Consider the following 22,178-nt stretch of genomic DNA (forward strand, 5'->3'; position numbering starts at 1 on the left):
GAACGTTCAGGAACGGCTTTCCGCCGCTTCTGCCCTCCAGCAGGAAGAGCCACGGCGCAGCATCCGCTGCCTTTGCCACAAATTGCAGCCGTTTGGGTTCGATACCCTGACTGCGCATGGCAGCGATGCAGTCCGCCAGCCGTTCCGGCCGGTTGCAGATGCAGAGCCGTCCGCCGAAGCGCAGCAGCTTCTTTGCCGCAAGGCAGATATCCCCGATGTTGCAGAGCACCTCGTGCCGTGCGATCTTCTGGGCGGTGAGCTGGCTCTCCAGTCCTGCCTGATAGGCTTTGTAGGGCGGATTGCAGGTCACCAGATCCAGCTGTCCCAGGGGTGCGCCCTCCCAGAGGGTTTTCAGGTCGGCGCAGACCGGATACATCCGGGACCGGATGCCGGTGCTCGCCGCCATGCCACGCCGCATCTGGTCGATTGCCTCCGGCTGAATGTCCACGCCGTAGACCTCCTGCGGAGCATCCTTCCGCTGCATGAGCATGGGGATAATCCCGCAGCCGGTGCCCAGGTCGCAGACCCGTTCCTTTCGGCGGTAGGCTGAGAACTCCGCCAGCAGCACGGCATCCGTCCCGAACCGGTGCCACTGGCTGGTGCAGACGTTCAGCCCGTCTGCAATGGCTTCATACGACAATTCCGGCATAACACTGCTCCTTTCAGACACCCCGCAGAACGGGCTTCATCTCCAACAGATTCTGCACATGCACCGTTGCGGTGGCGCAGATCTCCGGCCAGACCGGCTGGCTGGCATTGTCGTACACGCCCACGGTAAAGAAACCGGCACGCTTCGCCGTTTGCAGGGCATAGAGGGAGTCCTCCGCCACGGCGATCTGCCGTCTGCCCAGATGCAGCTTCTGCGCCGCCTGCTGAAAAATCTGAGGCTGGGACTTGGGTGCGCCGGCGTCCTGCTCTGTGATGAGAAATTGCAGCCGTTCCCACACGCCAAGACGTTTCAGGGCTGCGGCAGCCAGCTCCCCATAAGTCGCCGTTGCCACGCCGTAGACGATGTTCTGCCCGTCCAGCCAATCCAGCAGCTCCATGGCGTGGGGCTTCAGGGGCAGCAGCTCCCGATACTCCTCCGCTACCATGTCGGACACCTGCTTCGCAATGCGCTCCGGCGTGGTGGGCAGGGAGAACTCCTCCACAAAGAAATGGGAGAACTCCTCGATGGACATGCGCTGTACCCGTTCGGAGAGATCCGGCGGCACTTCCCTGCCGTAGTACGCCATAAGCTTATGGTCAACCTGTCCCCACATGCCCGTGGAATCCAGCAGTGTGCCGTCCAGATCGAAAATGATGCCTTGGAGGGTGTTGTGTTCCATATTGTTTCCTTTCACAAACAACAGCGGTCAGCACTGCTGCCTCCCGCTGTCTATTGCCTGTTTTAGATGAGAACCTGTCTTCACAAGCGTATCCACATATATTTCTTGTGAAGACAGGTTCTGATTTGATACGCTCGGTTATACCATGGTGAATCTCGGCTGGTTATCGTGCGCCGTACCGGTGAAGACGGACTTCGGCATTGCCCAGACGCTGCCGTCCTGTTCCTTCCGGTAAACCACCAGCTCCTCCTGTGTTTCCGCATGGCGGACGGAAGTCTGGAGCAGTTCGCAGACGGAGCCGTCCAGCACATCACGATACTTGGCGCCGACTTCCAGACGGGTCGGCTCCGGAACGGCAACTGCCTCTTCTGCCGGCTCTGTCTGGTTGACGATGTCGTCCTCCACCAGAATCATCGAGGAGAACGGTGCCATACGAATCCATGCGCCGCCGTTTTCCACCTGTACCGGCTGACCGCTGATGACATCCACCAGCGAGGGAACGTGAGTGCCGAAGCGGAACTCGCTGGGGCAGTCCTCCAGATTCAGTGCCACGTAAACCGTTCTGCCGTCCTGCTCCTTGGCGAACAGCAGCTGGCGGTTGCGCACCTCTACGGTGTAGTAGGAACCGGTGCGCAGTGCCGGATAGGCGTGGTAGATTCTGCCCAGCTTGACCAGATGACGGTACAGGTCGAGGTTTCCGCTGCGGTTCAGGTCGTCCAGATTCAGGCAGGGACGCAGACCGTCGTCGGAGTTGTTCTCGTGCCGTCCCATGACGCCGTATTCACTGCCGTAATAGATGGACGGGATGCCCGGCATGCAGTACAGCAGCGTGTAGCACAGGGGCAGGTAACGCTGGTCGACCAGCGTGCTGGCAAGGCGGTTCACATCGTGGTTATCCACAAAGTTGTACAGCGCCGTGCCCTGATAGATGCCGCCGTTGCCGAACTGGCGGTTGATGCTGTAGTTGATCTCGAAGTAGTTCTTGTCGTTGTGGGAGGAGTAGATGCCCTTATAGCACTCGTAGTTGGTGACGCTGTCCAGCATCTCCGGATTTGCCCAGCGCTTATAGTCGCCGTGGATGATCTCGCCCATGAGCCAGAATTCCGGATTGCGCTCCTTGCAGAAGTTGTGGATCCGGCGGAAGAAGTCGAAGTCCACACAGTCTGCGGCATCGAAACGAATGCCGTCGATGTGGAACTCATCCATCCACATGCCAACCGCATCGATGAGGTAATCGCACACGTGCCAGTTGCGCAGGTTCAGCTTGACCAGATTATAGTAGCCGTTCCAGCCCTCGTACCAGAAGTTGTCGCCGCAGGGACTCTGTCCGCCGAAGTTCAGACCGGCAAACCAGTCGCAGTACTCCGAGGCCTGTCCCTTTTCCTGCACGTCCCGGAACGCCCAGAAGTTTCTGCCCACGTGGTTGAAAACGCCGTCCAGAATGACCCGGATGCCGTTCTTGTGCAGTTCGTCGCAGATGTGAGCAAACATCTCGTTGGTGCCCAGACGGCGGTCAATGACACGATAGTCCGTGGTGTCATAGCCGTGCTCCACCGATTCGAACACCGGTCCGAAGTAAACGGCATCCACACCCAGTTCTTTCAGATGCGGGATCCAGTTCAGCACCTTTTCCAGACGGTTCACCGGTTCTCCGCCCTCGTTGAACTTGGGCGCTCCGCAGAAACCCAGGGGATAGATGTGATACATCACAGCGTTTTCATACCAATTCATATCATTTTCCTCCTATTCTATCACACAGAGCCAAACAGCTCTGAAAGAGCTCACTTTACAGAGCCCTCCAAATAGTACGTTGCCTCCATATCCGCCACATTGACCGCCAGCGCCAGCGGGAACATCTCCAGCGCTCTGCCGATGCTGTTCTTGTCCTCTATGCCGGAAAAGCCCATGTGATAGCGAATGGCAAACGCCTCGTCCTGTGTCAGGTGCATGAAGCACTGGATCATGTAGACGGACTTTTCCCCGTGGCCGTAGGGCAGGCTGTCCCGTATGGTGTAATACGGCACCCGTTCCCAGACGCCCTGTTCATTTTTGGCGTTGCGGTAGTCCACCGCATAAAAGCCCACCTTGCAGATATCGTGGAGCAGTGCCGTAATGGCGATGGTCTCGGGGGTATAATCCATGCCGTACAGCTCCTTGGTACGGGGACGGCTCAGATAATCCTTCAGGCACTCGTACACATTCAGGCTGTGCTCCACCAGCCCGCCCTCATATGCCCCGTGGAAACGGGTACTAGAGGGTGCAGTAAAAAAATCGCTGGCATCGGAATCCAGCCACGCAAGGAGCCGGTCGGCGCCGCGGCGTGTAATGTGTTCCTGATAGACGGCGATAAATTCTTCTCGTTTGGTCACAAAATCCACCACACTTTCTGCTGTCTATTATACCACGTTTCTACGGAATTGGCAAGTATTCTCCTGAAAAACACAGGAAACGGGAAAGCTGCGGCGATATCACCGCAACGTTCCGGCGGACGTTTTCAACGAAATTCCCAACATTCCCACCACGCCCCGCCTTGCCAGCATCCTCAAAGTATGCTATACTACAACAAAAAACCACTGCACCGCACTTGCGGCACAGTGGCGCTGTCTTATCGGCTGCTGTCGTCCCTTGCAGTCTTGGTCGTCTGGGCGGTCTTGGTGCTGTTCTCGCCGTCCCCCATCATGTCACCCACGGCATCGCCGACATCCTTTACCACATCGCCGGCATCCGTGACCAGATCCCGCACGCCGTCCTCTGCATCCGTGACCATGTCTTCCACGTCCTCTTTAATGCCGCTCTTGCTGTCGTCATCCCGCACGCTGTCCGTCACCGTCGTGGTATCCGCATCCGACATGGAGTCCGCACCCTCTTTTGTGCCGCAGCCAGTCAGGGATGCCGTCAGCAGCATTGCCAGCATCGCCGGCACAATCACATAGCGGCAATTCTTTCGATTCATCATATTCTTTCACCTCATATGCTCTGGTTTCTGTACACAGAAAGCTCCTACAGCAATCTGTACCTCTATCATTTCCAACAATTCTGAACTTATCCTCTTTCCACACTTTCCACCTCAGATTTTATGCGAAATTTCGGGAATTTTGCGAACGGCTTCGCTGCATTTCCGTGGCATTTCCCCAACTTTTCAACAGCGTTTTCCACAGTTTCCGGAAAACTTTCCGTTCTGCCGGCGCAGGCAGTCAGAACCTCCACAGCGGTTTTGGCGCAGAAATCTTCGGATTGTGGAAAATTGTCCCCGATTTTTCGGGAAAAGCACGAAAAACCGAGGATTTCGGTTTTCCACAAGTTGTTGAAAACGAAGTGGAAAACTGGGGAGAGCTGTGGAAACGGAAAAATTTTTCCCCAGTCTGTCACAAACGCCGCCGTGCTGCGTTATCATTGGCAGAACGTTCTAAAAGCTTATCACAGGAGGTGAACCACATGCAGTCAGCCAAGGAAAAGCTGCAAACCCTCTATCAAATCTACGAAAAACCAATGTACCACATCGCCTACGCCATTCTGCACCATCCGCAGCAGGCGGAGGATGCCGTTTCGGAGGCGTTTTGCCGTGTGATCCGTCATCTGGACAAGATCGGAGAACCGGAGCACCCCAAGACCAAACAATACATGATCAAAATTATCCGCAGCACCGCCATCAGCCAGTACCGGAAAAATGCTCGGGAGAGCAGCCGCTATGCCCCGTGGGACGACGGCATTCTCCAGATCCCCACGGAGGACACACCGGTCACATCCTCCGAACAGCAGGAACGGCAGATGGCAGAGCGTCTTGCGATCTCCGAGATGCTGGGCGTACTCAACGCCACCGACACCAAGATCGTTCTGCTGCGGTGCCAGCAGGACATGCCGTTTCGGGAGATCGCCCGGCAGTGCGGCATGAAAGAAGCTGCCGTGCGGAAACGATTCGAACGTGCCAGAAAGGCCATGATGAAGCAGAAAGGAGTCACTTCCTATGAACAACTATTTTCCTTACAATGACAAAGAAGCATGGGAGCATCTCGTTGAGGAAGCGTTTTCTCCCGATGCTCCGGAACCGCAATTCTCGCTGGCATACCAGGCCCGCAAAAAACAGATGGAGGAATCTCTGATGAAAAAGACCCGCAAACCTATGAAAAAATCCGCTGTTATCGCCATCGCCGCAGCCGCAGCGCTCGCCGTACTCACCCCCGCCACCGCTTTCGCAGCCTCCCGGATCTATCAGGCACGCATTGAACAGACGGCTGCCTACCAGAAAACCGTCCACATCGAAACCGGCGACTCCGTTTCCGACCAGATCATGGCGCTGTCCTACAGCTGGCTGCCCGATGGCGTTTCCTACGCCGCAGACGGCCCTTATGGAGGGAAGTATCGGGACGCAAACGACGACGAGCGTGGCTTTACGCCCACGTTCTGGAAGATCGACGGCGGCAGCCAGAACATTGCTGCACAGATCAACTACGCCACCGGTCAGACCGAATACACCACCGCCAGCGGCAACTCTGTCATCTACATCAAACGGGACGGCTGGAGCGAGCTGTGGGTGGCATTCACCGGCACGAAATACGCTGCGCAGCTCTACACCAACCAGCTGAGCGACGAGGAGGTACGGCAGCTGGCGGAGGGCATGACTCTGACACCGGCGGACACCGAAACGGCATCCATCTGGGACGACTCCCTCAATCGGGAGGAGGGCGACGGCGGATATACCGTTTCCTATGACATCGACAAGAGCCGGATGCAGCTGTATCAGGTGGGCGAATCCGTACAGGGCACGGCGGCATATGGCTACACCGGATACACTTTCTCCGTGGAGCAAGCCTCCCTGCAGGACAATTTCGACGGCATCACCACCGATGCCATCGGCATGGCAGCAGACTACAGCGGCTATCTGGACGCAGACGGCAAGATCACCACGGTGCGCAGTCTGGTAAAGCTGGGCGACGGTGTCAACACCCTGGATGAGGTCGTCAAGCAGGAGAACATCCAGCAGAAGGTACTGCGGGTGACACTCCGCTGCACCAACAACAGCAGCGAGGATCAAGAGGTCACCGTCTTCCCCGAGCTGTTCCAGATCACAGACCAGAGCACCATGACCAACCAGTCGTTTGACACGGCAACGGGCGAGAGCATCTCCCACGACACCACCGACGAGCTGATGGTGGACGACAGCATGTTCAGCTTCCGCACCGACTGGGATTCCCAGAAAAACAATCTCACCAACCTCGCCCCCGGCGAGAGCGCAACCGTAGAGCTGGCATTTCTGGTGGATGCGGACAATGTCGGCAATCTGTACCTGAACCTGTTTCCCAGCACGGACGGCAGCGAGGGCATTGCAGACGGCGATCCGGTGGTAGACCTTTGCGGCCTGAAATAAGCTTTTCTCTTTTCCTCCCATAAAAAAATCCCCTCAGGCATTCCTGCCCGGGGGGATTCGTTTTGTATTTTGTGCGTTTGGGGTTACTGCTCGAACTTCCGCCGCAGCTTTTCAAAGAAGCTCTGGCGCTTTGCCTGATTCTTCTCCTCCAGGCTGTCGTCGAACTTTTGCAGCAGTTCCTTCTGCTGTTTGGTCAGCTTCTTCGGCACCTCTACCACAACGGTGACGTACTGGTCGCCGTATGCCTCTCTGCCGATGTACTTGACACCCTTGCCACGCAGCCGGAACTTGGTGCCGCTCTGCGTGCCCTCGGAGATCTCGTACTCCACCTTGCCGTCAATGGTGGGCACAGTAATGGTTGCGCCCAAAACTGCCTGCGCATAGGTGATGGGCACTTCGCAGTAGATGTCCACGCCTTTTCTGGTGAACAGATCGTGGGGCTTTACGGAAACTGCAACATTCAGATCACCTTTTCCGCCGCCGTTGATGCCGGCATCGCCCTCGCCGCCCACACGGAGCACCTGACCGTTATCGATGCCTGCCGGCACGTTCAGTTCGATCTCCGATGTCTTGCGATAGCGTCCGCTGCCACGGCACTTGCTGCACGGATTGGTGATGATCTTGCCCTTACCGCCGCAGCGCGGGCACACCTTGGTGGTGGAGATTACGCCGAACGGGGTACGCTGGTTGACCCGCACTGCCCCCTGTCCGTTACACTCGCTGCACGTATTGCTGACGGTGTTGGAATCTGCGCCGGTGCCGTGACACTGTTCGCACTGTACCATGTGCGCCACACGCATCTTCTTCTTGGTGCCCTTGCATGCCTCCATGAAGTCGATGACGATGCTGCTGTTGACATCACCGCCGCGGCGGGGCGCATTGGCGCTAGCAGCCGTGCTGCGTCCGCCGCCACCAAATCCGCCGAATCCGCCGAAAATGCTGTCGAAAATATCGCCCACGTCGCCAAAACCGCCGCTGAATCCGCCGGCGCCGGCACCTCCGCCATAGCTGGGATCCACGCCGGCATGCCCGAACTGGTCATACCGTGCACGCTTCTCTTTATCCGAGAGGACACCGTAAGCCTCGTTGACCTCCTTGAATTTTTCTGCTGCTTCCTTATCGTCCGGATGCAGATCGGGGTGATACTTCCGTGCCATTGTCTTAAAGGCCTTTTTGATCTCCTCTTCCGAAGCACCCTTCTGCAGCCCCAGCACTTCATAATAATCCCGTTTTTCCGCCATGTTTGCCGGCTCCTTTCTCTCAATCATACAACGATGCGGGACAAGCCGAAACCTGCCCCGTGATCGTTTGCCGATACAAACCGTTCCGGACGGAACGAACTCATACCCGCATTATACTACGGCCGTTTTCGGAACTCATGCCCTTTTGGGCACCATTCGTCAAACTCCAGTCTTCTTTATACTTCCTTGAAGTCTGCATCTACAACGCCGTCATCGTTACCGCCGTTGTTATGATTGCCGCCGTCTGCTGCACCGCCGAAGCCGCCTGCACCAGCTGCGCCGCCCATATCCGGACCTGCACCCGGCTGACCGCCGTTCTGCTGATAGATCTTGGAGGACAGTGCATAGAATGCCTGCTGGAGATCGTCGGACTTTGCCTTGATGGCATCTGCATCGTTTCCGCCCAGTGCGCTTCTCAGGTCAGCGATCTTGCTCTCGATTGCGGACTTTTCGTCAGCCGGAACCTTGTCGCCGAATTCCTTCAGTGCATTCTCGCACTGGAAGCACAGGCTCTCTGCGTTGTTCTTGGTGTCAACCTCTTCCCGGCGCTTCTTGTCTTCCTCAGCAAACTGCTCTGCTTCCTTGACAGCCTTGTCGATGTCCTCCTTGGACATGTTGGTAGAAGCGGTGATCTTGATATCCTGCTCCTTGCCGGTGCCCAGATCCTTTGCGGTAACGTGAACGATACCGTTCTGGTCGATGTCGAAGGTTACTTCGATCTGCGGGATGCCTCTCGGAGCCGGTGCGATGCCGTCCAGACGGAAGGTGCCCAGCTGCTTGTTATCCCGTGCGAACTCACGCTCACCCTGAAGGACAACGATATCAACGGCAGACTGGTTATCCGCAGCGGTGGAGAAGATCTGGCTCTTCTTGGTCGGAATGGTAGTGTTTCTCTCAATGATCTTGGTGCAAACACCGCCCATGGTTTCCAGACCCAGCGACAGCGGTGTAACATCCAGCAGCAGCAGACCGTCCTTGACGTCGCCGCCGAGGACACCGCCCTGATATGCAGCGCCCAGTGCGACGCACTCGTCCGGATTGATACCCTTGAACGGCTCCTTGCCCAGCTTCGAACGAACGGCTTCCTGAACCGCCGGGATTCTGGAAGAACCGCCGACCATCAGAACCTTGTTCAGTTCCGACGGAGACAGACCGCTGTCAGACAGCGCCTGCTGTACCGGGCCCATGGTAGCGTCTACCAAATCCTTGGTCAGTTCGTTGAACTTGGCAACCGTCAGGTTGATATCCAGATGCTTCGGACCGCCGTTGGCATCCACTGCGATGAACGGAATGTTGATGTTTGTGGTCGTGGTGGAGGACAGCTCGATCTTTGCCTTTTCTGCGGCATCCTTCAGACGCTGTACGGTCATCTTATCGGAGGACAGGTCAATACCCTCTGTCTTCTTGAACTCGCTGACCAGCCAGTCAATAATTCTCTGGTCGAAGTCATCGCCGCCCAGACGGTTGTTGCCGGCAGTAGCCAGTACCTGCTGTACGCCGTCGCCCATCTCGATAATGGACACATCGAACGTACCGCCGCCCAGGTCGTAAACCATAACACGCTGATCCTCTTCCTTGTCAATGCCATAGGAAAGTGCAGCAGCGGTCGGCTCGTTGATGATACGCTTTACGTTCAGACCGGCGATCTGTCCAGCATCCTTGGTTGCCTGACGCTGAGAATCGGTGAAGTAAGCCGGAACGGTGATAACCGCCTCTGTAACCGGCTGTCCCAGATATGCTTCCGCATCAGTCTTCAGCTTCTGGAGGATCATTGCGGAGATCTCCTGCGGGGTGTACTTCTTGCCGTCGATCTCTACTTTATAATCAGTACCCATGTGACGCTTGATAGAAGAAATGGTGCGATCCGGATTTGCGATGGCCTGACGCTTTGCAGTCTGACCAACCAGACGCTCTCCGGTCTTGGAGAAACCAACCACAGACGGAGTGGTTCTTGCGCCCTCTGCGTTGGGAATTACCACGGCCTTGCCGCCTTCCATAACAGCAACACAGGAGTTTGTTGTACCCAAGTCAATACCAATAATTTTTCCCATAATAATCTCTTCCTTTCTGTATCTCCGTTCCCATCGAACGGGCAGGTTTTTTATTTGATTGGAAATTTATGAAAACTGTCCGCCGGGACAGGAATTTTCACGCTCTTTCTGCGCCGGATGCGTTCCTATATGGACACCGCAACCATTGCCGGACGAATCAGGCGGTCGCCCAGAAGATACCCCTTTTGGAATACCTCGCAGACCACATCGCTGTCATACTTGCTGTCGTCCACCTGCTTGATGGCGTTGTGCACCTTGGGATCGAATGCCTCGCCCATGGCTGCAACCTCCGTTACGCCCAGCTTCTCGAATGCCTTCTGAATCTGCGCAAAGGTCATTTCCACGCCCTTCTTGTAGTTCTCATCGGTACACGGCGCTTCCAGCGCACGTTCGAAGCTGTCCATCACGGCAAGCAGCTCCTGTACACAGTCCACCTTGGCATCGCCGTAGATCTTTTTCTTTTCCTCGGTGGTGCGGTTGCGGTAGTTCTGATATTCTGCCATCAGCCGGAGGTACTGGTCTTTCTGATCTGCCAGCTCTGCATCCTTCTTTTCGAGGGCTTCCTTCCAGTCTTTCTTTTTCATCTTGCCGCCGTCCTTCTCTGTCTCAGATTCAGAAGCCGGTGTTTCTGTCGCTGCTTCTTCTGCTGCGGACTGTGCCTCTGCTGCCTCTTCCGGAGCTGCGGCGCTCTTTTTGGTTTCCTCTGTTTCGTTTGCCATCCTCAGCACATCCTTTCCTGCTGTTCTATTCCGTCTTTTCCGACGGCTTCTGCTCCGGCGCATCACCGCCGGAATCCTCCGATATCAGATGCGAGATCTTATCGGTGAAATATTCAATATAGGGAATGATCTTTGCGTAGTTCAGACGAACCGGCCCGATGACACCCAGCGACCCGGCGGTATGATCGTCCTTTTGATACTTGGACACGATCATGCTGGAGTTGCCAACCACGAAGCTGTCGTTCTCCGTGCCGAACATCACCTTGATGCCCTGGAACGAATCGTCCAGCAGTCCGGCAAGCTCTTTCTTGTGGAGGATGAACTGTGCCACCTCTCCTTTGTCCAGCTCGTCGCAGGAGAACAGGTTCTGCTCTCCGGTGACATACAGCTCGTTCTGCTGCAAATCACGGGACATCTCGCAGATGCCCTGCACCAGCGGACTCAGCGTCACCATGTAGGTTCCCATCGCAGTGACCATTTGCTCGATCTTCTCGTCCGAGAGATCGGCGACCGAAACGCCCTCCAGATTCTCCTCCATGAAATGTTTGAAGAAATCCATGTGCTCGTGGGTCAGGTCAAATTGCAGCCGGCAGGCACGGTTCTTGATCTTGCCGTCTGAAGTGATAAGCAGAACCACGTACATCCGTTTGCCGGTGGGAATGACATCTACCTTTGTAATCACGGAATACTTGGGGGCGAAGTTGGAAACCACTGTGGCGCACTGGGTGATCTGGGAGAGCGCCGTTGTGGCACTCTGTAAGATCAAATCTTCCGTCAGCTGGGATTCATCCCCCAGCATCCGATCCAGACGCTCTTTTTCCTCCGGGGGAAGCATTCCCTCGCCGCCCTCGCTGATCTCCTCGATATACAGCCGGTACCCGTTGAACGTGGGGACACGTCCCGCCGAGGTGTGGGGCTGTTCCAGATATCCCAATTCCTCCAGGACTGCCATATCATTCCGGACCGTCGCCGCAGATACATGAATCTCCGGCAGCTGTGAGATCGTCTTAGATCCCACCGGCTCTCCGGTGCGGATATATAAGTCTACCACTGCGCATAAGATTTGCCGTTTTCGCGCATCCACGTTAACCATCCTTTCTGGCAGATTCACTTTTCAAGTGTTAGCACTCTTTCTCTCTGAGTGCTAATATAAATTTACCATGACTCAGGGCAATTGTCAAGTGCTTTTTTCATTTTTGTAGGATTGCACAAATTTCAGATTATATTCGTTCATATTTCTGTTCATATTTTCGAAATCTCTGTTTTTTCGTCAATTGTCATCTTTTTTCTTGAATTTATAGGTTGACAAACAGGCGAATTTGTGGTATAATAGCAACTGTCACTGGTACTCCCATTTTGCACTTGGTGACAGTTTCAAACAGAAAGGACTCACAAAACATGAAAGAACCCGTTTCCCCTGCATTTGCAGCCAAAGACGGCGGTTCATCCGCCGGACAGCACGAAAAAATTCTCGCCATGGTACAGATTGCACTGTTTACCGCAATCATCGCCGTGTGTTCCTGGATCCAGATTCCTCTGGTGGTTCCGTTCACGCTCCAGACCTTCGGCGTTTTCTGCGCCCTTGCGATTCTGGGCGGAAAGTCTGGCACTATCTCCGTTCTCTTATATATTGTACTGGGCACGATCGGCGTACCGGTATTCGCCGGCTTTTCCGGCGGCATCGGCACCCTGCTGGGCATGACCGGCGGCTACATCATCGGATTCCTGTTCTCCGCTCTGATCTACTGGGGCATCACCCGCTGGCTGGGGGAGAAGCTGCCGGTGATGATTCTCGCCATGGTGCTGGGACTGGCGGCATGCTACGCATTCGGAACAGCGTGGTTCATGGTGGTATACACCCGTCAGATCGGGGAGATCGGACTGATGGCTTCCCTCACTTCCTGCGTATTCCCGTTCATTCTGCCGGACTGCGCCAAGATCGCCCTTGCGATCCTGCTGGCGAAACGGCTGCCGAAGCGTCTGATTCGCCGTGTATAAGCTGCGTCCCCACCACGGGCTGTGTACAGCGTTCTTCTGCGGCCACGGCTACAGCGATGCCTTTACCCGGAACATGCGGGAGAAGCTCCGGCTGTTTGGGCAAACTGACCCGTGGATCATGCTGACGAACGGGGCGGACTGTCTGTGTGCCGCCTGTCCCCACAACCTGCCCGGACACTGCGAGGATGCGGAAAAGGTGCACGCCTACGACAAGGCTGTACTGGCGCATCTGGGATTGCAGACAGGGGCGGTGCTCCGCTGGGAGGCGTTCTGCCGGCTGGTGGACACCCGCATTCTCGCCGCCGGAAAGCTGGCGGCGATCTGCGGCGACTGCATGTGGTACGCCATTTGCGGAAAACGAATGGCGGATGGAATCGTGCGGGAAAATCCGGATTTATAAGAACTGTGCAGGAGAGGAACGACTTCTCCTGCACTTTTTTGCGAAGCGGGGAGGATTTCTGTGCGCATTTCCGAAAAAAGCTTGACATTTCCCCCGTTTTCCGCTACAATATAAAAGATACCAATTCTATTGCAAGGAGAATTTGAAAATGCTGACCAATGAACAAAAGAGCATGGATAAAATCGTAGACCTCTGTAAGTCCCGCGGCTTTGTATACCCGGGTTCTGAAATTTACGGCGGTCTGGCAAACTCCTGGGACTACGGCCCGCTGGGTGTAGAGTTGAAGAACAACATCAAGCGTGCCTGGTGGAAGAAGTTCGTGCAGGAATCCCCTTATAATGTGGGACTGGACGCTTCCATCATCATGAATCCGGAGACATGGGTGGCTTCCGGTCATCTGGGCGGCTTCTCTGACCCGCTCATGGACTGCAAGTCCTGCAAGACCAGACACCGTGCCGACAACCTCATCGAGGACTTCGACGGCACCAACCCTGCCGGCTGGAGCAACCAGCAGATGATGGACTACATTCGGGAAAAGCAGATTCCCTGCCCGAACTGCGGCAAGACGGACTTCACCGACATCCGCCAGTTCAACCTGATGTTCAAGACCTATCAGGGTGTTACCGAGGACTCCAAGTCGGAGCTGTACCTCCGTCCGGAGACCGCACAGGGCATCTTTGTCAACTTCGCCAACATCCAGCGCACCACCCGCAAAAAGCTGCCCTTCGGCGTGGCACAGATCGGTAAGTCCTTCCGAAACGAGATCACACCGGGCAACTTCATCTTCCGTGTCCGTGAATTCGAGCAGATGGAGCTGGAGTTCTTCTGCAAGCCGGACACCGATCTGGAATGGTTCCAGTACTGGCGCAGCTACTGCAAAAACTTCCTGCTGACACTGGGTCTGAAGGAAGAGAACCTGCGGTTGCGTGACCACGATCCGGAGGAACTGTGCTTCTACTCCAAGGCAACCACAGACTTCGAGTACAAGTTCAGCTTCGGCTGGGGCGAGCTGTGGGGCGTTGCCGACAGAACCAACTACGACCTGACACAGCATCAGGAACACAGCGGCAAGTCGCTGGAATACTTCGATCCGGAGACCAACACCAAGTACATCCCGTACGTCATCGAGCCGTCCCTGGGTGTAGAGCGTCTGTTCCTGTCCATCGTCACCGAGGCTTACGACGAGGAAGTCGTTGACGCGGCAAAGAACGACACCCGTGTTGTCATGCATCTGCATCCGGCACTGGCACCGTACAAGGCTGCCATTCTGCCGCTGTCCAAGAAGCTCAGCGAAAAGGCACGGGAGGTTTACGCCGTTTTGGCAAAGCACTTCCCCGTGGACTTCGACGAAACCGGTTCCATCGGCAAGCGCTACCGCCGTCAGGACGAGATCGGCACACCGTTCTGCGTCACTGTGGACTTCGACACCGTGGAGAGCGACAACTGCGTCACCATCCGTGACCGTGACACCATGGAACAGGTTCGTATGCCCATCGACGAGCTGGTAAGCTATCTGGAGAGCAAGATCGAACTGTAAGAGCCTGTCTTCACAAGAAATATATGTGGATTTTCGAGCATAATTTTGTTGCAGACAAGGCAAAAATACGCAGGCGGGCTGTCGCCCGGCAAGTATTTTTCACGCAGGATGCAGCAAAATTTGCCGAAAAGACACTTGTATACGCTTGTGAAGACAGGTTCTTATACTAAAAGCACGGATTGTGCTTAATAGCCTCCGCCATATGCATAGTTGGAGATGATATCCGACAGATACCATTCCTTTCCGTTATAGGAATAGGTCAAATATGCCTCTCCCGTGGATTCCTCCGGATCGCTGGTCAGAACATCCACCCATTTTCTCGTGCTGCTCTGGTACTGCGAGTCATAATAGCAATTGTCATAGGTATAGTCATAGGCGATACCGCAGCTATAAGTAAAATCGCCGTCAAATACCGTTTGTTCGGAGATATCCCGATAGGAGGTCACCTTCACATTGTGCATGCCAGTTTCCTCTTTCTCATAGAAGGAGTCGTAGAAATAATCCTCATAGGCATCCGACATAGTGTTGTCCTCCAGCGTTGCCCCCTGACAAGCTGCGGTGATCATCTGATCCAGATCGGATTTCGCCGTCTCGAAAATGGTGTCAACGACAGAATCCAGAATCGGCATGTCAGAACTGTAAATGTCCACTGCCTCGGAACCCGTCGTCGTATATTCCTCGGTCAGCTCCGAAGATGCCGACACCTCGTGTACCCCGTAGAAGATGGCGTCAATGCTGTAGTACTGGTAGTTGTTCTCCTCATCGGTATCCGTCTTGTAGCTGTCAATGGGAATACCGTCCACCGTGACTTTGGCGTAGCCCGGCGCACTCACCGTAAAGCTGCCCAGCATGCTGGAGGCAGAGATCTGATACTCCGGAAAGAACAGAAACTTCTTTTTCGAAAGCTTCACCACTTCCACACTCATCTCATTGGAGGTGGAACGGTCGGTCACGTAGTCCACCGTATAGGTGCGCATCAGGCGTTCCGCATCATCCTTGCTGCCCTTGCTCTTCCTGGTGCCGGAAGACGCTCCGTCCTCGTGAATGCGGTAGGAACCGATTCCCGTATAGAGCTTTGCCTCTCTTTCCATCATGGCTTCGTAGGCATCATAGTTGACGAAGTCCGACTCCTTGACATAGAGTTGGCTGTACGCCTTTTCCCAGTCGCCTTTTTTCAGCGCAGAAAAGTACTGGTCTACCACCCGCTTGGGGTTCGACAGATAATTCCCTACCGAAATACCCGTAATCAGAGCCGCCAGAACCACCAGCAGCAGAATCACCGCCAGCAGATGCTGTTTCAAAAATTGCAGCGCACGCATAGCAAAAGGCATCATCCGCTTGGGATTCGGAATAGAAACCGTTACCGTCTGCCCGGCACTGGCTGCCGGCTGTCCCTGCGATGCGCCGGCAGGCTGTGCCGGATTGGGTGCAGGCGGTACAGGCGGAGCAGCTCCAGCTGTCTGTGCCGGATTCGGTGTGGGCGGTACGGGCGGCTTTCTCAGATCCGCACCGCACTCCTCACAAAACATACAGTCATCGGCGTTATTTGCGCCGCACTTCCAACAATTCATCTTATTTCTCCATCCTCTCAATAATATCCATAGTAATAGTCATCACTGGCGCTGTTATCTTTCCCGTTTTCCCCAGTGTTCCCCGTTTCAAAGCGGCTCCCCGAACCTCCGGCGTTTCTCGCCGAGGGCGCAGTTCCCTCCGCATTGCCGTCATCAGATTTGGCAGCGCCTGTCTTTGCCGTGCCCTTTGCATCAGTTTCTGAGGATTCCGGTGCCGTTTCCTTGGATTTTTCCGGCGCAGCAGATGCTTCTCCGGCATTGCTTTCAACAGGTTTTGCCGCATCCGACTTTGCCATGTCCTGCGTGTCTGCCTCCGATGACGGCGCATCCGCTTTCTCCTGTTCCGGTGCAGGCTCCCTTACGGATTCCGCTGGCATCTGCAACTCCGGCGCAGTTTCTTCCGCATTGCCGTCAGCAGATTTGACAGCGCCTGTCTTTGCCGTGCCCTTTGCATCAGTTTCTGAGGATTCCGGTGCCGTTTCCTTGGATTTTTCCGGCGCAGCAGATGCTTCTCCGGCATTGCTTTCAACAGGTTTTGCCGCATCCGACTTTGCCATGTCCTGCGTGTCTGCCTCCGATGACGGCGCATCCGCTTTCTCCTGTTCCGGTGCAGGCTCCCTTACGGATTCCGCTGGCATCTGCAACTCCGGCGCAGTTTCCTTGGATGTCTCCGCAGAAGCCTCCTCCGTTGCCGGTGTTACCGGTCTCGAGGTTTCTGCACGCTCGGTTTCCGGCATGGCGTTTTCCTGCACTTTGTCCGACTTTTCTCCGTCCTCCAAAACTCGTGCCGATTCCTCCGGACGCTCCCACGCAAAGGTGGCGATGGGCTCCATTTCTCCGGTCTTCGCATTCTTCACAGCAAGCGTTCCCATGTCGCTGCCGTTCTCCGGCGGAATAATCATGGTTCTTGACGCAATATCCCTGTCCTCTCCGCAGGCATAGGCGGAGATGTTCATCATCGCATCGTTCTCGTCGTGATTCTCAAAGGCATGGCTGCGGTTTTCCCGGCTCGGCTCTACCTGAAACTGCCCCGGATTGCTGAACATCTGGTTGTGCTCCTGCTGCGTCAGCCCCGCTTTCTCAGAGTACTTCACCTCGTACTTGTTCTCGAAGCTGTTGACATGGCCGATGTCTGTCTGGACGTTCCCGTCAATGACCTGCCCCGTTCCGTTGGGACTGACGATCTGTCCGTTCTCGTCCTGCTGGGTAAATGCCGCATTGGCACGCACCTGTCCGCTGACGTTCTTAGTCATGGGCGCACGCTTGATACGCGCTGCCTCCGCCCGTTCCCGTGCCGCAGCTTCTTCCAGTTCCACTGCTTTCCGGTCGAATTCCGAATAGTTGCCGACAAACTCCATCGGTCTGCCAGACTCGATCACATACTGCTCCGGCATACCGCCGTCCATAAACACCTGCACACAGCCGCCAGTCAGATCCCGTCCGTACGGCATATTCACCTCCCCGCCGGCAAGTTCGGCGTGCTGCCAATAACTGAAGCTTCCCTGCGGTGCTGCAAATCCGATTTGGATCTCTGTTCCGATCGGAAGCACCGCTGTCTGATAATACTGCCGCTGGTTCCACTCCGGGCGCACCGCCAAAGACATCTTAGCCTCCATGCGATCTTTTGGCAGCTCCGTTGTCCAGTAAGGCCCGCCTTTGACCGGCGCTGTCGTCACCCGAAAAAGCACTACAGGCTGTGTCGTTCTGGCAGTCTGATAATCCCCCCTGTCAAAGGTGGCGGCAACCGACACATCCAGCTTTTTTTGCGGCACGGTAAAATCCAGCCACGGAATATCCTGAATCCGCACGAAACATCCTCCTCTCGAAACTCTGAAAAGTCACCCAAAATCAAATAAATTGCGACATTTTTCCATCATTTTTTTGCACAGCAGCGCAGACAGAAAGCGTCCTGCCGCTTCATTTTTCCGGTGAAAAAGCGCAAAACCGACTCCAATTGTACGTTTTTTCCATTATATCACAGAACCGATATCAAGTCAAGCACCACATTTTCCCGCAGCACATAAATAAAATCCAAAAACCGCCCAAAATCACGTCAAATTTCAGTGCCAATCGCTTTCCGGATTCTCTTGACGTTATCGTGATTTCATGCTACAATGATAATGTGCACAAATTCAGCACTTTGGAAAGGAGCAAATTAGATGAAAATCACAAAATTTCTAGCTGCTGCCATGGCGATGCTCTGCGGACTGACGCTGTCGGCACAGCTTCCCGTCAGCGCAGAGGAATCCGAGCCGGCACTGGTGGATTCCGGCATTGACTACACCGAGTCCGTGGGGACGATCCGCACGCCGGGCGCAGGCTACACCTCCTCGCTGGCGTTCCGCTGCAAGCCGGGGGAGACAAAGGCGTACAACCCCACTGGCGATCTGGTCGTCATGTTCGTGGACATCGGCGGATTCTCCAGCGGTTCCAACGGCACAACCGATTCCGACGGCAACTACACCGAGGGCACGGACTACGATCTGGACGGTGTGTTTTTCTCCAGCATGCGCCAGACGCTGGAAAACAGCCGCAGAAACGGCTGCATGGTTGGCATCCGCTTCCGCTACGATGCCAATGGCGTGCGCAATCCGGAGCCTGCCACCTTTGACCAGATGGTCAGGCACATCGAACAAATTCGGGCGGACGGCTTTCTGGAGGACTACAAGGACATCATCTGCTATGTGGAGAGCGGTTTTGTAGGCTGCTACGGCGAGCAGTGGGGCGGAAAATACTGCTTCATGGAGGACAAGGCAAAGCTGCTGGATCTAATGCTGGATGTCGTACCGGACAGCATCCCCGTCACCGTGCGTACCCCCAACATCTTCGCCAAGTGGGCTGGCATCGAGGAATCTGATCTGGGCGATTATGTTCTGGAAGCCGGCAGTCAGGCAGCCCGTGTCGGTCTTTATAATGATGGCTATATGGGCTCGGACTCCGACCTCGGCACGTTCCACGACCGGACACGTGACCTGAAATGGCTGCGGCAGCAGACGCTCACCTCTTACTACGGCGGCGAGTTCTCCGGCAATCTGGACTTTGCCAAGAAGTACGACACCTACCTGCCGGAAAACGCCGTGCCGGAGATGTACTACTCCCACCTGAGCTATATCAACTCCAACATCTACAGCCTGTACAAGGACTACACCTTCGGCGAGGCATACGATGTGGAGGGCGTGGACAACAGCGCCTACTACGGACAGACCGTCTTTCAGTTCATTCGGGATCACCTCGGCTACCGCTTCGTCCTGCGGGATTCCGATCTGAGCGGAACGGTTTCGCAGGACGGCGTGCTGCGCATTGCCACCAAAGTGGAAAACACCGGATTTGCCAATCCCATTCCTGCACAGAAAGCCGAGATCATTCTGGAAAAGGACGGGAACTACCTCAAAACAGAAGTGGATGCGGACACCAGAACGTGGTACTCCTGCACCACAGTTTCGCCGGAGTTTAACCTGAAGCTACCCGCTGCCATGGAGACCGGCGAGTGGAATGTATACCTCAAGCTCTCCGCCGGCGACAACGAGCTGGGACAGATGAGCTTCCGCTCCGTTCAGTTCGCCAACAGCGGCATTTGGAATGCCTCGCTCGGTGCAAACTATCTGGGCAGCTTCACCGTGACCGCAGATGACAGCGATGTCAAGTCCGCAGACAACAGCTTCTACCAGACCAACGCTACACAGGAAGTCTCCCATTCTGACGGCACAATGTACACAGCGAAAAATCTGGTCACCGTGGACGGCGCAGCCAGCAGCGACACCGAATATACCGATGAGATGGTCCGCACCAGGGACGAAAACGGCAACTATCTCTCCATCACCAACGACGACCAGTACCTCTACATTTTCGCCAATCTGAAACAGGACGCACAGACACCGGTGTACAACCTCTCCTTTCAAAATGTCACCACCGGAAAGAGCTACTGGATGTATTACCAGAACAACGGCTTTGTATACTTCAACGGCACTGGCGGTGTTCCGCTGGGATGTGTGCAGAAGCACAGCGGAAACACCATTGAGTTTCGCCTTCCGCTGGGGGATTTTCTGGGCATGAGCGCCGGCACAGAGCTTGCCGACATCGCCTACACGGTACAGGATCAGGCGAACTCCTGGAATAAGACCGGTTCCCTGAAAGCGGACAGCTATACCGTAACCGGCAACTTCAACGTCTACTCCGCCAAGCAGACTGTGAATCTGGCGGAGGGCGACACGATGGAGCTGGCACCGCTGACCTCCGGCAGCGGCCTCTCCTACCAGTGGTATCACGACGGCGAGCAGATTGAAAACGCCACGGAGAAAAGCTACGCCATCACCGCCGATTCCAAGGACACCTGCGGCATCTATTCCGTCACAGTCACCACGCCCTCCGGCATTGCCAAGACTGTGGAGGTCTGCGAAGTTGCCGATGTCATTTTGCAGCCAGTACAGCCGGTTTCCGGCGATATCAATCAGGATGGCACGGCAGATCTTGCCGATGTGATCTTGCTGCAAAAATATCTCCTTGCCCAGGCTTCGCTCACGCAGGAGCAGACACAGCTGGCAGATCTCCAGAGCGATGACACCGTAAACGGCTTCGATCTGGCGCTTCTCCGCACCTCCTGCCTATCTGCGGAATCGTAAGAGCTCGTGTTCATAGGCGTCTATCTACGTCTTTTCGGCAAATTTTGTTGCATACTGCGTTAAAAATTCTTGCCATACGAAAGTATGCCCGCAAATTTTTGCCTTGTCTGCAAAAAAATTTGCTCGAAAATCCGCATATATTTCCTATGAACACAAGCTCTAAAATTTCACGCATCATATCCCCATCAAAAAACCGGCGCTGCTTGATTTCTGGGCAGCGCCGGTTTTTGATTTGCGAGCCTGTGCGCTTAGGAACGAGACAGCCACTGTTCCAGCGTTTCCAGTACATCCTGATACACCAGTTCCCGATGGGTCTCGTTGAGAATCTCGTGGCGCATCTTCGGAAACAGACGGCTTGTGACATTGCGGTAACCCACAGAGCGAAGCAGCTCTGCCGCCTGTTCAAACTTCTGGTCGCTGCCACGGCAGGGGTCTTCTCCGCCGGAGAGAAACCGAATGGGCAGCTCCGGCTGCAATACCCGCCAATCCTCCGGATTATAAGTGGTGCGGAGCAGATACAGCAGCGCCTCATAACCGTTGAGGGAGAAGTTGAAATCACACAGCGGATCGGCGTTGTAGGCATCTACCACATTCGGGTCGCTGCAAATCCATGCGTTCCGCCTGTTCTCCTCCCGAAACGGCTTCTGGAACACGACGAACACCGTTTCCGCCAGCCATTTGCTGTGGTACTGTGCGCCCTTCTTTTTTGCCAGGACAGCCCGAAAGCGTTCGCCCAATTCCAGTCCCCACGTATCGCTGGGCGAACCGCAGACAAACAGTCCGGACAGCTGGTCGGGATAGCGTTTCAGATAACACCGCACCGCCAGCGAGCCCATGCTGTGCCCGAACAGAAACAGCGGCAGTTCCGGATATTTCCGGCGCACCCACCGGGAAACCTGATACAAATCGGAGACCAGCGCTACACCGCCGTCCGGATAGAAGTATCCCAGATCCTCCGGCTGGCGCACACTTCCGCCGTGTCCCCGATGGTCGTGGATGACGCAGACGAAGCCGTGCTCCGCCAGAAACTGGAGAAACGGTAGATACCGCTCCTTGTGCTCGCACATGCCGTGGGAAACCTGTACGATTGCTCGTGGCGTGGTTTCGGGGCAGACCAAAAGCCCCTTGAGCGGCAAACGGTCGTGGTGCGAATATAACGTAAATTCCTGCATAATGCCTCCTTTGACTGTGATGACTTTGCGTGATGTTCGTATGCTGTTATTATACCACAAAAATAGACGGCCGTCTATATCTATAAAGAAAATTCCAATATTTTTGCGCAGAAACAGAAAGAAACGAGTTCGTTGAACCCATCAGGCTGCTCCAGCTGAGCGCAGCTGGCGAGGTGT

General features: G+C 55.3%; 18 protein-coding genes. 6 read left to right on the forward strand and 12 right to left on the reverse strand.

Translation table 11 applies throughout. From position 1 onward, the window contains the following. From QZL66_RS01945 to QZL66_RS01965, 5 genes are all read right to left on the reverse strand, one after another. Window positions 1–649, reverse strand: a 649-nt coding sequence (locus QZL66_RS01945; protein WP_293601771.1) for a tRNA1(Val) (adenine(37)-N6)-methyltransferase, incomplete at its 3' end; no start/stop codon positions are given. 13 nt (window positions 650–662) lie between these two features. After that, window positions 663–1,328, reverse strand: coding sequence for an HAD family hydrolase (locus tag QZL66_RS01950; RefSeq protein ID WP_022410082.1), 666 nt, complete (start codon window positions 1,326–1,328; stop codon window positions 663–665). Window positions 1,329–1,466: 138 nt separating this feature from the next. Continuing rightward, window positions 1,467–3,059, reverse strand: coding sequence for a DUF1653 domain-containing protein (locus QZL66_RS01955; RefSeq protein WP_022410083.1), 1,593 nt, complete (start codon window positions 3,057–3,059; stop codon window positions 1,467–1,469). A 50-nt stretch (window positions 3,060–3,109) separates the two neighbouring features. Then, window positions 3,110–3,697: an HD domain-containing protein gene (locus QZL66_RS01960; protein WP_022410084.1), complete on the reverse strand. Its 588-nt coding sequence runs from the start codon at window positions 3,695–3,697 to the stop codon at window positions 3,110–3,112. 236 nt (window positions 3,698–3,933) lie between these two features. Next, complete coding sequence (locus tag QZL66_RS01965; RefSeq protein WP_022410085.1) at window positions 3,934–4,284, reverse strand: hypothetical protein; 351 nt, start codon at window positions 4,282–4,284, stop codon at window positions 3,934–3,936. Between the two features lie 479 nt (window positions 4,285–4,763). Between QZL66_RS01965 and QZL66_RS01970 the strand changes: the two genes are divergently transcribed. Both QZL66_RS01970 and QZL66_RS01975 read left to right on the forward strand, forming a co-directional pair. Beyond that, window positions 4,764–5,318, forward strand: coding sequence for an RNA polymerase sigma factor (locus QZL66_RS01970; RefSeq protein WP_022410086.1), 555 nt, complete (start codon window positions 4,764–4,766; stop codon window positions 5,316–5,318). After that, on the forward strand, window positions 5,293–6,693 hold the full coding sequence (locus QZL66_RS01975; RefSeq protein ID WP_022410087.1) for a hypothetical protein: 1,401 nt from the start codon (window positions 5,293–5,295) through the stop codon (window positions 6,691–6,693). The genes QZL66_RS01970 and QZL66_RS01975 overlap by 26 nt, the downstream gene beginning before the upstream one ends. 83 nt (window positions 6,694–6,776) lie before the next feature. Here QZL66_RS01975 and dnaJ read toward each other — a convergent pair whose 3' ends face one another. The 4 genes from dnaJ to hrcA form a co-directional block, all read right to left on the reverse strand. Next, on the reverse strand, window positions 6,777–7,934 hold the full coding sequence (gene dnaJ / locus QZL66_RS01980; RefSeq protein ID WP_022410088.1) for a molecular chaperone DnaJ: 1,158 nt from the start codon (window positions 7,932–7,934) through the stop codon (window positions 6,777–6,779). Between the two features lie 176 nt (window positions 7,935–8,110). Next, a complete protein-coding gene (gene dnaK / locus QZL66_RS01985) occupies window positions 8,111–9,985 on the reverse strand; it encodes a molecular chaperone DnaK (RefSeq protein WP_022410089.1) in 1,875 nt (624 codons plus the stop codon). A gap of 125 nt (window positions 9,986–10,110) precedes the next feature. Then, the gene (gene grpE, locus QZL66_RS01990; RefSeq protein ID WP_022410090.1) at window positions 10,111–10,704 is read right to left on the reverse strand and encodes a nucleotide exchange factor GrpE; all 594 of its coding nucleotides are present in this window, start codon (window positions 10,702–10,704) and stop codon (window positions 10,111–10,113) included. A 25-nt stretch (window positions 10,705–10,729) separates the two neighbouring features. Further along, window positions 10,730–11,797 (reverse strand): heat-inducible transcriptional repressor HrcA, encoded by a 1,068-nt coding sequence (gene hrcA / locus QZL66_RS01995; protein WP_293601772.1) that lies wholly within the window; start codon window positions 11,795–11,797, stop codon window positions 10,730–10,732. A 305-nt stretch (window positions 11,798–12,102) separates the two neighbouring features. Between hrcA and QZL66_RS02000 the strand changes: the two genes are divergently transcribed. From QZL66_RS02000 to QZL66_RS02010, 3 genes are all read left to right on the forward strand, one after another. Beyond that, on the forward strand, window positions 12,103–12,702 hold the full coding sequence (locus tag QZL66_RS02000; RefSeq protein WP_022410092.1) for a biotin transporter BioY: 600 nt from the start codon (window positions 12,103–12,105) through the stop codon (window positions 12,700–12,702). Further along, window positions 12,695–13,102, forward strand: a complete 408-nt coding sequence (locus tag QZL66_RS02005) for a DUF1284 domain-containing protein (RefSeq protein WP_022410093.1) — start codon at window positions 12,695–12,697, stop codon at window positions 13,100–13,102. The genes QZL66_RS02000 and QZL66_RS02005 overlap by 8 nt, the downstream gene beginning before the upstream one ends. Window positions 13,103–13,250: 148 nt before the next feature. Further along, the gene (locus tag QZL66_RS02010; RefSeq protein WP_022410094.1) at window positions 13,251–14,639 is read left to right on the forward strand and encodes a glycine--tRNA ligase; all 1,389 of its coding nucleotides are present in this window, start codon (window positions 13,251–13,253) and stop codon (window positions 14,637–14,639) included. Window positions 14,640–14,824: 185 nt separating this feature from the next. Here QZL66_RS02010 and QZL66_RS02015 read toward each other — a convergent pair whose 3' ends face one another. Both QZL66_RS02015 and QZL66_RS02020 read right to left on the reverse strand, forming a co-directional pair. Further along, window positions 14,825–16,210: a zinc ribbon domain-containing protein gene (locus QZL66_RS02015; RefSeq protein WP_022410095.1), complete on the reverse strand. Its 1,386-nt coding sequence runs from the start codon at window positions 16,208–16,210 to the stop codon at window positions 14,825–14,827. A gap of 17 nt (window positions 16,211–16,227) precedes the next feature. Then, on the reverse strand, window positions 16,228–18,018 hold the full coding sequence (locus QZL66_RS02020; RefSeq protein ID WP_022410096.1) for a GH-E family nuclease: 1,791 nt from the start codon (window positions 18,016–18,018) through the stop codon (window positions 16,228–16,230). Window positions 18,019–18,369: 351 nt separating this feature from the next. Between QZL66_RS02020 and QZL66_RS02025 the strand changes: the two genes are divergently transcribed. Further along, on the forward strand, window positions 18,370–20,829 hold the full coding sequence (locus QZL66_RS02025) for a DUF4832 domain-containing protein (protein WP_022410097.1): 2,460 nt from the start codon (window positions 18,370–18,372) through the stop codon (window positions 20,827–20,829). Between the two features lie 248 nt (window positions 20,830–21,077). Here the strand turns inward: QZL66_RS02025 and QZL66_RS02030 are convergent, their stop codons facing one another. Then, window positions 21,078–22,001, reverse strand: coding sequence for an alpha/beta fold hydrolase (locus QZL66_RS02030; protein ID WP_022410098.1), 924 nt, complete (start codon window positions 21,999–22,001; stop codon window positions 21,078–21,080). Between the last annotated feature and the right edge of the window lie 177 nt (window positions 22,002–22,178).

This window comes from Ruminococcus sp. CAG:330 (assembly GCF_000437175.1).
GTDB lineage: Bacteria > Bacillota > Clostridia > Oscillospirales > Ruminococcaceae > Ruminococcus_C.